Genomic DNA, 13,578 nt, shown 5'->3' on the forward strand with positions numbered 1-13,578 from the left:
ACATCTCCGTGGAAGATGTGGCGGGAGAACAGAAATTATCGCAGCGCGCCGCGCCGAGGACAAGCCGGCGGGGCGCGCGCGAGCGGGGCGGGGCGCGTCGGGCGCTCAGAAGGACAGGACGCCGCCCTCGTCGGCCTTCGTGGTCGAGCCGGGGCGGATGGTGATCTCGTCGCCGCCGCCCGCGGGCTTCTTGCTGACGTCGTACGAGGCGCCGGGGGTGAGGCCCGTGACGAGGTGCCTCGTCACGCCAGGGGGCGCCGTGTACTGCACCTGGGACACGGGGCCCAGCTCGACAGGGAACAGGACGACGGTGCCCTTCACCGCGGCGCCGGCGAACGGCGTCCCCTGCTTCGTGCGCACGAGCGTCGCCGGATCGGCCGTCGCCTTGTCGGCGGCCCCCTGGAGCACGTGGAGGAAGCGCGCGTCCCGCGGCGTCGGCGCCGGCGGCTCGACCCGCAGGGTCGCGAGCATCGACTCGAACTCGGCGGGCTTCGTGTCCCAGGTGCCCGTCGGCTTGTACGCCTCGGCCGTGACGACGGGGCGCTCGGGCAGCAGCGAGGTCACGAAGAGCTTCTGCCCCTTCGGCGTCGTGACCGTCGCGAGGTTGCCCGCGACCTGCGCGACGCTCGGCGTCTGCAGGAAGAAGCGCTTGAAGCGCCCGTCCTTGCCCGTCGCGGCGCGGTCGTAGAGCACGAGGTGATCGGGCTTGAGCCACACGAGCGAGCGGCTGACGTGCTTCACATCGTGGATGTTCTCGTAGTCGGAGTTGTAGAGCGCCGTCGCGTCGCCGAGCACGTACACGTGGTCCTGCGCGAAGCTCTTCGCGAGCAAGCGGGGGTCGTTCGTGTGCACGAGCGGCCACTGGGAGCCGCGCCGCCAGAGCTCGCCGCGGTTCGGGTCGTCGTGGCGGCGGTTGCGGTCGTTCTCGACGGCCAGGGTGTTGTGCTGCTCGGAGTTCATGAAGAACGCGCCGTACCCGACGCGCTCCTTCGTGAGCCACTCGCCGCCGCGGTAGAAGCCGAAGCTGAGCCCGTCGCCGTGCTGGTGGTCGATCTGCTCCCAGCCGAGCTGGTAGTGGAGCCACGCCGCGTCGGGCCCCCAGCCCGTCCGCGCGAAGACGTGGCCGAGCCCTGCGCCGTGGTGCGCGAGCGGGATCGACGGGCGCGGGTCGGTCGGCGTCACCGCCGGATCGAGCAGCAGGAAGTACATGATCGAGTGCCGCTTGTGGACCTGGCCGAGCGTCGAGCGGGCGCGCCGCGCGAGCCCCGCGGCGCCGCCCGGGCCCACGTGGATGGCCATCCAGCGGAGCGCGTTCAGGCGCTCGGCGTTGCCGCTGTTCTGGGCGTGGAGGCCGAGCGCCGCGAACGGATCGATGTGATCGGTGTACTCGTAGCGCTCGCCGTCGCCCGTCCACGCGGCCTCGTGGGTCGGCCCGATCCGGCCCTGGGGCGCGGCGGGGCTCAGGCTGTGCAGGTGCGCCGGGATGAACTCGTGCCAGAAGGGGTTGCCGTCGAGGTGCACCTGCGGGCCCCACTTCGCCGGATCGGCCTCGCCCGCCGTCTGGATGGCGAGGAGCGTCTGGCTCACGTAGGCGAGCGTCGCGGGGCCGTACTGGAAGCCCTCGGGCGGCGCGCCGCCGCGCGCGTCGTTCCGGAGGACGCTGTCGGTCATGTAGAGCCACGCCCCGGCGACGTTGGCGAAGTAGTCCCGGAGCCGCGGGTAGGCGCGGTCGTGCTTCAGATCCGGCGGGTCGTCGGCGTCGTCGAACGCGAGCGACATGAGCGTGAGGTTGCGCATGTGCGACGTGAAGTAGTTGTTCACGGCGTACCGGCGCTTCTTCGGCTCCTTCAGCATCACCGGGTCGTTCAGCTTGCCGATCGGCTCGGGGTGGGCGTGGCTCGTCGTCGTCGACCTGAGCTGGGCCTCGGCCCAGCGGAGGAAGACGGACCGTATCGCCGCCTTGTCGTCGGCCGAGAGGTACCCGTAGATCCAGTCGACCGTGAGGCCGAACGACTCGCCGGCCCAGCGCGCGCGATCGCCCCTGGCGAAGTTGCGGTTGAAGGGGTCCTTGGGATCGCCCTTGTTCACGCGGTCGACGATGTAGAGGAGGATCTTGCGCGCGCGGGCGGCGTAGTCGTTGCGGGCCGCCGCGTCGCTCGAGATGAGCGACATGAAGGCGAACAGCTCGGCGTGCGCCTCGCAGTAGACGCGGCTCGCGACGCAGTCGCCCTCGGAGGGGATCTGGCCCTTGTCCATCGCCGCCACGGCCTCGGCCGCGACGGTCGCGAGCTCCCTGAAGAGCGGGTTCGCCGGCGTGGCGCGCGCGCGCAGCTTCGGCAGGTCGGCCTCGCGCACCCAGAGCCGCGGGTGCCCCTTGGCCGGCGAGGCCGGCGGCGCGGGCGGCGCCTCGAAGCGCGGCGCCGCGACGGCGAGGGCCGCGGCGCCGGACTGCGTCTCCGCGGCGCCGGACTGCGGCTCCGCGGCGCCGGGCGGCGCGCCCGCGCCGCTGTGCACCGCCGGGGGCCCGGGGGTCTGCCGCCGGTCGCAGCCGGCGAACAGGCCCGCGAGGCCGAGCGCCAGCGCGAGCGGCGCGAGCGACCGCCCGCGGATCATGTCGCGCGTTCCCGGAGGTAGGCGAACGTCCGCTGCAGGCCCTCCTCCGTGGAGACGAGCTGCTTCCAGCCGAGCGCCTTCAGCTTCGTGTTGTCGAACCGGTTCCCCTTCCACGACGTCGCGGTCTTGTACGGCGTGAAGACGGCCGGGAGCTGCCCCTTCGAGTAGGCGTGATAGCGCTCCACGAGCTTCGATATCCCGGTGAGGGCGACATAGGGCACCGAGATCGAGCGGATCGGCTTCACCTCGCGCTTGTAGCGGGCGAGGTAGACGTCGGCCGTGGGCAGGTCGTCGTCGTGGACGTTGTAGACCTGCCCCTTCGAGACCTCGCTCCGGCCGGCGATCGCGATCGCCTCGGCGCAGTTGTCGACGTACGTGAGCGGGAGGAGGTTGCGCCCGCCGAGGTGCAGGAACACGCCGAACAGGCTCATCCCGACGCGGCCGGAGAAGGCGTTGCCGCCCGGGCCGTAGATGACGCCGGGGCGGATCACCGTGAGCGGGAAGCCGTAGCGCGCCTGGTACTCCCAGAAGAGCTTCTCTTGCCGGAGCTTCGCCTGCGAGTAGAGGTCGCGCTGCGCGGGCCGCGACTCGAGCGGGGTGTTCTCGTCGACGATGTACCCGCGCGGCAGGTCGGCCACGCCGTAGACGCCGAAGGAGCTGACGAGGATGACCCGGGGCGATCGGCCGGTGTGGACGAGCGCCTCGAGCAGGTTCTTCGAGGCGACGACGGTGTTCAGGAACATGTCCGCGGGCGCGCCGCCCATGGCCGCGGCCACGTGGTAGACGACGTCCACGCCCTCGACGGCGCGCTCGGCGGCCTCCTTCGTCGCGAGGGAGCCCACCGCGACCTCGAGGGCGGCGCCCCGGCGCTTCTCGATCTCCTCGAGGCGCGCGCGGTTGCTCGCCGGGCGGACGAGGCAGCGGATGTCGGTCTCGCCGTGGGCGAGCAGCCGGTCGACGAGGGCCGACCCAAGGAAGCCGTTCGAGCCGGTGACAAGGACTTTCATGTGCGCGCCTTCTCCTGCGGGACCTGCCGGAAGATCTCATCCATCATCCACGCGACCCGGATCATGTCCCGGTACGAGATGGGCAGCTCCGCGCCCCGCGTGATGCTGTCGTAGAAGAGCCCGATCAGGCGGTTCAACCCCGAGAAGAAGTGGAAGTCGCTGCGGGCGAACCGCACGACGTTCTTGCCCCCTTCGCGGAAGTACGCGAGGGCCTGATCGAAGGCGGGCACGACCCGGCCGATGGCGCTCGGCAGCCTGGGCGACGCGTCGAGCGTGACGGTGCGGCTCGTGTAGTCGACGTGGAGCGTGTTCTTCGTGCCGTAGACGCGGAGGAAATGGCCCGGCGGCCGCGCGTGCGACGAGAACGTCCCGTACGCGCTGACGCGCGCGCCCTGCAGCGTGACGCGCAGCTCGTCGAGCATGTCGTCGCGCGCGTCGCCGAAGCGCTTCTCGCGGAGCGCGTAGGCGGTCGCCGTGACCTTCGGCTGCTCGTCGTCGACGAACTCGGCGATCTTGTTGAGCAGGTGGTCGATGTTGTTGTGGAACAGCTTGCCCGGGAGGCGGTGGACCCAGTGCGAGCCGTCGCCGAGGAGCGCCGTGCCGAAGGGGCCGGAGAGGTTGTAGCCGAAGCAGCTCTCCACGTGGACGGGGTCGCCGAGCACGCCCTCGCCGATGAGCCGCCGCATCTCGATGGCCGGCGGATCGAACTGGTACTCCCAGCCGACGGTCATCTTCTTGCCGGCGGCGGTGCACAGCTCGATGAGGCGCCGGACGTCCGAGAGGTTCAGCGCGATCGGCTTCTCCACGTAGACGTGGGCGCCCGCCTCGATGGCGCGCCGCGCGAGGAACAGGTGGGACTGCGGAGGGGTGGTGATGTGAACGACGTCGGGCTTCTCGACGTCGAGCATCCGGTCGAACGAGTCGTAGTGGCTCGGGATGCCGTAGCGCACCGCGATCTGCTCGGCCATGAGCAGCTCCAGGTCGCAGACGGCGACGACCCGGGCGCGCTCCGGCATCTTCTGGATCTCTTCGATGTGCCCGTCGGCGATCTTGCCGCAGCCGACGATCGCGATTTTGAGGGTCATGGGGCGGCGGAGCGTACCGCAACGGGGCAGCGGAGAGCTAGGCTCGCGTTCGCGCGCGTGGTGGGCGTCGCGCGCGTGGTGGGCGTCGTGCGCGTCGTGCGCGTGGTGGGCGCAGCGGGGCGGTGGACGCGCCTGGCGACGATCGCGGCGTCGGCGTTGCGCGCGTCGTGCGCGTGGTGGGCGCAGCGGGGCGGCGGGACGAGCCTGGTGACGATCGCGACGGCCTCGGGTACGCTGCGCGGCGCATCATCACAAGGAAGGGCGGTGATTCGTGCGCGTGCTTCATGTTCTTCATACGTCGCTGCCTGTCATTGCGGGGTACACGATCCGCAGCGACTACATCATCAAGCATCAGGCCGAGCACGGGATGCGTCCGGCGGTGGTGACCTCGGCGCAGCAGGGGTCCGGGGACGCGCTGAAGGACGAGATCGGCGGCATCTCGTACTGGCGGACGCGCGAGCCCGCCGTCAAGAAGCTGCCGGTCGTCCGGGAGCTCTCGCTCGTGCGGGCACTCGAGGCGCGCGTCGAGGACGCGATCCGGGAGTTTAAGCCCGATCTCGTGCACGCGCACTCGCCCATGCTCGTCGGGCTGCCGGCGCTCGCGGCGGCGCGCCGCTTCGGGCTGCCGCTCGTCTACGAGGTGCGCGACCTCTGGGAGAACGCCTCGGTCGATCGGGGCAAGTTCGCCGAGGACTCGGTGCCTTACAAGATCGCGGCCGGCCTGGAGAGCATCGTGTACAGGTACGCCGACGCGACGGTGACCATCTGCGAGAGCCTCAAGAACGCCGTCGCGCCGCGGGTGCGCAGCGCGGACGCGCTCCACGTCGTGGGCAACGGCGTCGACTCGGACAAGTTCTCGCCGCGGGAGGCGCCGCCCGGCGCCTGGGAGCGCTTCGGGCTCGCCGGCAAGAGGCTCATCGGGTACGTGGGCACGTTCCAGCCGTACGAGGGGCTCCAGACGCTCATCGCGTCGATCGGCGACATCGCGCGGGAGATCCCGGACGCGCACGTCGTGATCACGGGGGCCGGCGGCCAGGAGATGGAGCTCAAGGCGTTCGCCCGCGAGCGAGGGGTGGAGTCCAAGGTGACGTTCACCGGGCGGGTGCCGCACGACGAGGTGTTCAACATCTACGCCATGGCGAGCCTGCTCGTGTATCCGCGCATCCGGACCCGGACGACGGAGCTCACGACGCCGCTGAAGCCCCTCGAGGCCATGTCCATGGCCCGGCCCGTCATGGTGAGCGACGTCCCCGCCATGGGGGAGCTCGTGCGCTATGGCGAGACGGGGTTCGTCTTCAAGGCCGGCGACAGCGCCGATCTCACGCGCCGGTGCGTCGAGGCCCTGAAGGACCCGGCGCGCCTCGAGCAGGTCGGCAAGAACGCGCGGGCGTGGATCCTCGAGGAGCGGCAGTGGCCCAAGCTGCTCGCGCGGTACGCGTCCATCTACGAGAAGGCGATCGCCGCGCGCCGCGGGCAGGGCAAGTCGCCCGTCGGCGAGGCGCGGGCGGCGTGAACGTCCGCGCGGGGCGCGGGCATCTCGCCCGCGCCCCGCGCGCCGCCCACGGCTGATCGCCGGCATCGCCGCCGCCCGGGCGGCGCGATCCGGGGGCTCGCCCCCTGCAATCCGGAGTATGATTGCGCGGCCCCATCCCGCCGCTTCGGGAACTGCAGGAGGTCTCTCAACGTGTTCGAGATCAAAGTCGACCGGATCCACGCCATCGTGGATTTCGTCCTCGAGGGCCGTGTTCGCCTCGAGGAGATGGAGAACTTCGTCAGCGAGCTGAGGAAGGCGTGCGAGGGCCTGCAGGGCCGGGAGATCAAGATCAAGGCGGATGTCCGCGGCTTCCGGCCGATGGCCCCCGAGGTGGCGGAGAGGATCCGCGCCGTCCAGGAGTTCGGCCTGGAGCTCGGGGTGATGCGCGTCGCCGAGATCATCGAGAGCGACATCGTCGCGCTCCAGCTCAACCGCGTCGCGCGCGAGAGCGGCACGGACAAGGTCCTCCGCCGCTTCTGGGACGAGGACGCCGCCCACGAGTGGCTCCTCCACGGCGATCCTGAGTAGCGCGCCGCGCGGCCGACCGTCGGGGCAGCGCCTCGTTACCTCGGGGCAGGAGTCCTGCCAGGGCTCTGCCGCGCGAGCGGAGAGATTTCAACGCAAAGGCGCAAAGACGCAAAAAGGCCTGAATTTATTGTTTTTTTTCTTTGCGCCTTTGCGTTGAAATCTCGCTCCGGATCCCTGGTGCGTGGGACTAGCGCAGCGCCGGCGGATCGCAGGGGTGCGGTGGCCGGTACCGCTTCAGGACCTCGGCCACGGCGTCGAGCGGCAGGGCGGGGGCGTGGTGGCCGCTGTGGCCGGTCATGTCAACGCCCGCGCACATCGCGTTGAGGATCGCCTCCTCCACCACGTCGACGGTGGCCTCGTAGAGGCCGTCGAGCTCGGTGTCGAGGACGAGCTCGGCCATGTGCCGCCCGGGCGCGAGGGGGTGCACGCTGAGCGAGCGGCTCGACCGGGGCGCGCTCCACTGCTCCGTGGCGACGCGCGGCACCCGGTTCGCGGTGCTCCAGGTGAGGACGATCTCGCCCGAGTTGTTGGCCGCGTACCCGCCCGTCCGGCCGATCGCGAGCGCGGCGCGCCGCGCGATGCGCGTGAGCTGGCGGTGGATGAGGGGGGCGTCGGTGGCGACGAGCACGATGATCGAGCCGGCCGGGCCGCGCCGCGGGACGTGGGCGAAGCGGTCGCTGATCAGCCGGCCGACAGGGACGCCGTCGATGCGGAGCAGCTCGCGATCGCCGAAGTTCGAGAGCACGAGCGCGCCGACAACGGCGTCGACCCCGCCGACGGGCACCGAGCGGCTCGAGGTGCCGATCCCGCCCGCGAAGTGGAAGGTCTGCATGCCGGTGCCGGCGCCGACGCACCCCTCGCCCACGGGGCCGCCGCGGACGTTGTCGATCGCCTCCTCGACGTCGGCCTGCGTGACGTGCCGCCCCACGGTGTCGTTGAGGAAGCTGTCGTCGCACTCGGCGACGACCGGGATCACGACGTCGTACTCCGTGCCGATCTGCGGGTGGCGGTTCGAGAGCCACGCGACGGTCGCGTCGAGGACGCGGCCGACGCAGAGCGTGCTGCAGAGGAGGATCGGCGTCTCGCAGAGGCCCCACTCGTTGACCTGCGCGAGGCCGGTCACCTCGCCGGCGCCGTTCAGCACGTAGCTGGCGGCGAACACCCGATCGAGGAACAGGTCGCCGTCAGCGGGCATCACCGCGGTCACGCCCGTGCGCACCGGGCCGATGCCGGGGACGAGCTCGCCCGTGCCCTCGATCTTCGTGACGTGGTGGACCCGCACCCCGGCGACGTCCGTGATCGCGTTCTCGGGGCCCGTGGGGAAGCGGCCGATCGCGACGCCGAGATCGCGCAGCCGAGGGCGCCGGATCTGGGCCGAGGGCGCGCTCATGGGCCGACGACCTCGCCGTTCGTCGAGGGCAGGGACGGGCGCGCCGCGCCGAGCGGCGCGGCCCCGACGGGCGCAGGGCCCGGCGCGGGCTGCGAGCCCGGCGCGGGCTGCGAGCCCGGCGTGCGCTGCGAGCCTGGCGCGGGCTGCGAGCCCGGCGTGCGCTGCGAGCCCGGCGCGGGCTGCGAGCCCGGCGCGGGCTGCGAGCCCGGCGAGGCCGTCGCGCCGGCGGGCGGCGAGGCCGCTGGCGCGGCGGCCGGGACCGCCGCGGAGACGGCCGCCGCGCCGCCCGCGGGCGCCGCGGCGAGGCCGGCCTGCGGCGAGGTGGCGCGGGCGTCGCGGTAGCGCTTGAGGCAGCCGGCCAGGATCTCGCCGATCAGCATCCTGTGATCCATCCCGGCCACCTTCGCGATGACGCAGAGATCGCTGAAATCGGGCGTCAGGCCGGGCAGCGGGTTGATCTCGATCACGTACACCCTGCCGTCCTTCGTCATGCGCAGATCGACCCGGGCCACGTCGCGGCAGGCGAGGGCCGCGAACGTGTCGCGCGCGACCTTCTCGATGCGGCGGAGCTCGGACGGCGTGAGCTGCGCGGGGCACTCGAAGCGCACGCGCGGCGTGTCCGACTGCTTCTCCTCGTAGCCGTAGACGGGGTAGGTGGGCGGGTCGACGAAGACGACCTCCATCGGCGGCAGCACCTTCGGCCGCCGCTCGCCGAGCAGGCCCACGGTGAACTCGCGCCCCGTGATGTACTCCTCGATGAGCGCTGGCTGGTGATAGCGATCCACGAGCTGCTTCGCCGCCGCGCGCGCCGCGGCCTCGTCCTTGACGACGGACGCGGAGGTGATCCCCTTCGAGGTGCCCTCGGCGTTCGGCTTCACGATGACCGGGTAGCGGAACGGCTTCAGCTTCTCGCGCCCGGTCGTGACCACCTGCCACTCGGCGGTGTCGATGCCGGCCGCCCGCAGGATCTGCTTCGTGAGGCCCTTGTCGAGCGCGAGCGAGAGCGTCGTCGCGTCCGAGCCGCTGTAGGGGATGCCGAGCAGCTCGCAGAGCGCCGGCACCTGCGCCTCGCGGCCGCGGCCGCGGAGCCCCTCGGCGATGTTGAAGACGACGTCGACCCCCGCGGCCGTGAGCGCGCGCGGCAGATCCGGGGTCGCCTCGAGCTGGACGACGGTGTGGCCGTAGCTCTCGATGGCGCTGGCGATCGCCTGGATGGTGCGCGGCGAGTCGAACTCGGCCTCGGAGTCGGACGCGGCGCCGGGGCCCGCCTTGCCGGCCGGGCCCGCGTCCGCCGCGGCCGCCTCGCCCCGCTTCATGTTGTAGGTGAAGCCGACGCGCAGCGCGGTCCGCTTCGACCGGCGCTGCGCGCCCCCCTCGAGGAGCTGCAACAGCCCGCGCCGCTGGCAGGCGCTCCGGACGATGGCCCGGATCACGCCGTCGAAGTCGACGCCGCGCTGCGCCGCGGCGACGAACACGCTGGCGCCCGGCTGGAGCGTTGGCAGGCCGTCGGCCTCGAGGAAGTACACGTCGTGGCCCTGGTTGCGCGAGGACGACGGCGCGACGCGGAACTCGCAGCGGGCGTGGTCCTTGAGGTCCAGGGCGCGCACGACGCGCGCGGTGAGCGACCGGATGCGCTCGATGGTCTGCGGGGGGAGCTGCGCGGGCCGGCGCGTGACGCGCTCGGGCTTCGCGTGCTTCAGGTTGAAGTCGTAGACGTTGTAGCTGCCGGGCACCTGGGGATCGATGACGAACTCGACCGGCGTGAGGACCCCCTCGGGGACGCCGGCGCTGCTCGGGCGCGCGCCGCTCGCCTCCTTGAGGCCGTCGACGAAGGAGCACGCGACGTCGATGCCGGCGACGTAGTGCTCGACGAGCAGCCCCGCCTCGAAGCGCGCGAGCTGCCGCTCGACGACCTCGGCGAGGTGGTACGCGTCCTCGCAGACGCTCCACTCCCTGTGGATCCCCTTCGAGGAGCCCTCGAAGTTCGGCTTCACGATGACCGGGAAGCTCACGTCGTCGAGCGCGCCGCTGTCGAGCGTCGTCCGGTTGACGAGGCGGGCGCGCGGGGTGGCGACGCCGTAGCTCGCGAGGACGCGCTTCGTGAGCGACTTGTCGAGCGCGACGTTGAGCGCGTAGGCGTCGGAGCCGGTGTAGGGGATGCCGAGCTCGTCGAAGAGCGACGGATAGAACGCCTCGCGCGTCTTGCCCTTGTGGCCCTCGGCCGTGTTGAAGATGAGGTCCGGCTGGAGCGCCTCGAGCCGGGCCAGGACCCGGGACGCGGGGCCGCTGACCTCGATCCGCTCCACCTCGTGCCCGGCCCGCTCGAGCGCGCCGGCGATGGCGGCGATCGTCTCCGGGCTGTCGAACTCTGCCTCCTCGGCGGATCCCGTGATCTTCAGGTTGTGCGTCAGCGCGATGCGCATGATCTCTCCTGTGCGGCCCGTCCTGGCCGCGTCTCCGCCGGTGCTCTGCCGGCGGCGCACGCGCGTGCGAGATTACGGCGAGCGCTCCCCGTTTGCGGCGGAAAATGCGGGGAAGCGCCGCGGCGGTCCGCGGGCTTGCCGGGCTCCCGCTCGCGCGGAGGCCGTGCTAGCGACCCCCTGTGGATCGTTTCGCTGCACCCGACGCCTACCCCCCTCCGCCGCCCGAGCCAGGCATTCCGTACGAGGAGCTGAACGAACCGCAGGCGCGCGCGGCCCAGCACGCCCACGGGCCGCTCCTCATCTTCGCCGGCGCGGGCAGCGGCAAGACGCGCGTCATCGTGTACCGGATCGCGAACCTCATCGTGACGCACCGTGTTCCGCCCTACCGGATCCTCGCGGTGACGTTCACGAACAAGGCGGCGTCCGAGATGAAGCGGCGCCTGGAGGGGCTGATCGGGGCCGACATCGTGAAGGACCTGTGGGTGGGCACGTTCCACGCCGTGTGCGCGCGCCTGCTGCGGCGGCACCACGAGGCGGCCGGGCTCGACAAGAACTTCGTCATTTACGACGACGACGATCAGCGCGCGGTCATGAACCGGGTGCTCAAGGAGCTCAACCTCGACGATCGGCGCTACCCGCCGCGCCAGGTGCTGTCGCGCATCCACGCCGAGAAGCAGGAGGGGCGGGGGCCCGGCGAGTTCGAGCGGAACGGCTACTTCGACGACGCGATCGCGCGGTGCTTCGAGGCGTACGAGCGGCACCTCAAGTCGGCGAACGCCGTCGATTTCGACGACCTCTTGCTCTTCGTGCTGCGGCTCGCAGAGGACCCGGCGAGCCTCGCCGGCGAGGACCTCCGGGCGCGCTTCCGCCACGTGCTCGTCGACGAGTTCCAGGACGTGAACCAGGTGCAGTACCGGCTCGTGCGCGCGTTCTGCAAGGCCCACGACAACCTGTGCGTCGTCGGCGACGACGACCAGAGCATCTACCGCTGGCGCGGCGCGGACGTGCGGATCGTGCGCGGCTTCCGGCGCGATTTCCCGCACGCGACGGTGGTGAAGCTCGAGCAGAACTACCGCTCTGTCGGGCACGTCGTGCGCGGCGCGCTCGGCGTGATCCGCCACGCGTCCGATCGCGAGCCGAAGGAGCTGTGGACCTCGAACAAGGACGGGGCGCCGATCGACGTCGTCGCCGCCGACAGCGAGCACGACGAGGCGGCGTGGGTCGTCGAGTGCATCCGCGAGCTCATCGCGCAGGGGGTGTCGCCGAACGAGATCGCGGTGTTCTACCGGATTCACGCGCAGTCGCGCGTGCTCGAGGAGGTGCTGCGCGAGGCGCGCATCCCGTACCAGATCATCGGCGGCACGCGCTTCTTCGAGCGGGCGGAGGTGAAGAACCTGCTCTCGTACCTGCGGGTGGTGGTCAATCCGCGCAGCGACGTGGATCTCAACCGCATCATCAACGTGCCCGCGCGCAAGATCGGCCAGAGCACGGTCGACAAGCTGATCCAGGCGGCGGACGCGCTCGGCGTGTCGCTCTACGAGGCGATCGAGCCGCTCGTCGGGGGCGCGGTGCCGCCGTCGGCGGTGCAGCGGTCGACGCTGCCGTCGGGCCGGTTCGAGCCGCTCGCCACGGCGGCGAAGCGCAGCCTGCTCGGCTTCCGCGACCTGATGCAGGGGCTGATGGCGGAGCTGACGCGCCTGTCGCCGAGCGAGCTCGCGGAGGAGGTCCTCGCGCGGTCGGGCTACGCGAGGATGCTCGAGCAGGACGACAGCGTGGAGTCGGAGGCGCGGCTCCAGAACCTGCGCGAGCTCGTGCAGTCGATCGTGGACTACGAGCAGGAGGCGATCGCGGCCGGCGAGCAGGCGACGCTGGCGGGGTACCTGGAGCGGGTGAGCCTCGTGTCGGACGCCGACATGCTGGTGGACATGCCGAAGGTCGCGATGATGACGATCCACGCCGCGAAGGGGCTGGAGTTTCATGCGGTGTTCCTGACGGGCATGGAGGAGGACCTGTTCCCGTTCCGGAGCCAGGACCCGAACCGCAAGGGCGACATCGAGGAGGAGCGCCGGCTGGCCTACGTGGCGATCACGCGGGCGCGCGAGCGGCTCTGGATCACGCACGCGGCGCGGCGGGCGATCTTCGGCCAGACGCGTTACTGCCTGCCGAGCCGCTTCCTCGCGGATCTGCCGCCGGCGTCGGTGCGCCCGATGGCGACGCCGACGAGCATGATGGCGCAGCGCCGGGTCGACGTGGGCGGCGGGGGGTATGGCGCGTCGTCGGGGAGGTTCGGTGGATCTGGGGAGCGCTCGTGGGAGGGGCGGGGCTCGTGGGAGGGGCGGAGGCCCGCGCCGCAGGCCGAGGAGCGGCTGGCGTGGTCGCGGCTGTCGCGGGAGGGCGACGCGGCGGGGGCGCGCGGCGGGGCCGGCGCGGGCGGCGCGGATCGCGCCGAGCGGGCGCCGGGCGAGCGGTACGTGGAGCGGGAGGCGGTCGACGTGGGCGGGGAGGGCGAGGGGCTCGCGCTGCGGCGCGGGATGCGCGTATTCCACGACCGGTTCGGGCCGGGCGTCGTGGAGAGCGTGGATCCGGGGGCGGATCCGATCGCGACCGTGAAGTTCTCCGGGTGGGGGAAGAAGCGGATCAAGGCGGCGTTCCTGAGGGCAGGGTCGTGACGGGGCGCAGGACGGCGGGGGAAATGCGACTCGCTCTTTTTGCGCCTTTGCGCCTTTGCGTTGAAATCTCTCCGGCTCCCTGACCGGACTCCTGGTGCGTGAAACCAGGCGTGAGGGCGCTCGACCTCTCTCGACCAGGCCCAAGGCGGCAGTGCGGTACTCCGGGAGCCGCCAAGGCGCCAGGGCGCCAAGAAATCTCAAGAACTTGGCGCCTTGGCGGTTCGATCCATTGCGGCGCTGCCCCTCCGTGCGCCGCCGCTGCTTCCACGGCCGCCGTCGTTCTGGTACGTGAGCCCCTGCGTGCCCTGGTAGCCGGTCCGCGGCGTCCG

Annotated in this window: 8 protein-coding genes; 3 read left to right on the plus strand and 5 right to left on the minus strand. The window is 71.7% G+C overall.

Going from position 1 to position 13,578, the window contains the following annotated elements:
- Positions 1-105 precede the first annotated feature (105 nt).
- The 3 genes from WMF24_RS04875 to WMF24_RS04885 are packed head-to-tail and all read right to left on the minus strand — an operon-like array spanning position 106 to position 4,705.
- Positions 106-2,613, minus strand: coding sequence for a hypothetical protein (locus WMF24_RS04875; protein ID WP_437735169.1), 2,508 nt, complete (start codon positions 2,611-2,613; stop codon positions 106-108).
- A complete protein-coding gene (locus WMF24_RS04880) occupies positions 2,610-3,620 on the minus strand; it encodes an NAD-dependent epimerase/dehydratase family protein (RefSeq protein ID WP_437735170.1) in 1,011 nt (336 codons plus the stop codon). Before WMF24_RS04880 ends, WMF24_RS04875 begins: the two co-directional genes overlap by 4 nt.
- A complete protein-coding gene (locus WMF24_RS04885) occupies positions 3,617-4,705 on the minus strand; it encodes a Gfo/Idh/MocA family protein (RefSeq protein ID WP_437735171.1) in 1,089 nt (362 codons plus the stop codon). The genes WMF24_RS04880 and WMF24_RS04885 overlap by 4 nt, the downstream gene beginning before the upstream one ends.
- 277 nt (positions 4,706-4,982) lie before the next feature.
- On the opposite strand from WMF24_RS04885, the gene WMF24_RS04890 reads away from it, so the two are divergent.
- Together WMF24_RS04890 and WMF24_RS04895 are read left to right on the plus strand one after the other, a co-directional pair.
- Complete coding sequence (locus WMF24_RS04890; RefSeq protein ID WP_437738765.1) at positions 4,983-6,218, plus strand: glycosyltransferase; 1,236 nt, start codon at positions 4,983-4,985, stop codon at positions 6,216-6,218.
- Positions 6,219-6,389: 171 nt separating this feature from the next.
- Entirely contained in the window at positions 6,390-6,767 is a 378-nt protein-coding gene (locus WMF24_RS04895) for an STAS/SEC14 domain-containing protein (protein ID WP_437735172.1), read from the plus strand.
- Positions 6,768-6,954: 187 nt separating this feature from the next.
- Here WMF24_RS04895 and WMF24_RS04900 read toward each other — a convergent pair whose 3' ends face one another.
- The gene (locus WMF24_RS04900; protein ID WP_437735173.1) at positions 6,955-8,157 is read right to left on the minus strand and encodes a P1 family peptidase; all 1,203 of its coding nucleotides are present in this window, start codon (positions 8,155-8,157) and stop codon (positions 6,955-6,957) included.
- Positions 8,154-10,580, minus strand: coding sequence for an ATP-grasp domain-containing protein (locus WMF24_RS04905; protein ID WP_437735174.1), 2,427 nt, complete (start codon positions 10,578-10,580; stop codon positions 8,154-8,156). The genes WMF24_RS04900 and WMF24_RS04905 overlap by 4 nt, the downstream gene beginning before the upstream one ends.
- Before the next feature lie 179 nt (positions 10,581-10,759).
- Here WMF24_RS04905 and WMF24_RS04910 point away from each other — a divergent pair, with 179 nt between their 5' ends.
- A complete protein-coding gene (locus WMF24_RS04910; protein WP_437735175.1) occupies positions 10,760-13,249 on the plus strand; it encodes an ATP-dependent helicase in 2,490 nt (829 codons plus the stop codon).
- Positions 13,250-13,578 lie beyond the last annotated feature (329 nt).

The sequence above is a fragment of the Sorangium sp. So ce1335 genome, assembly GCF_051521615.1.
Taxonomy (GTDB): Bacteria; Myxococcota_A; Polyangia; order Polyangiales; family Polyangiaceae; genus Sorangium.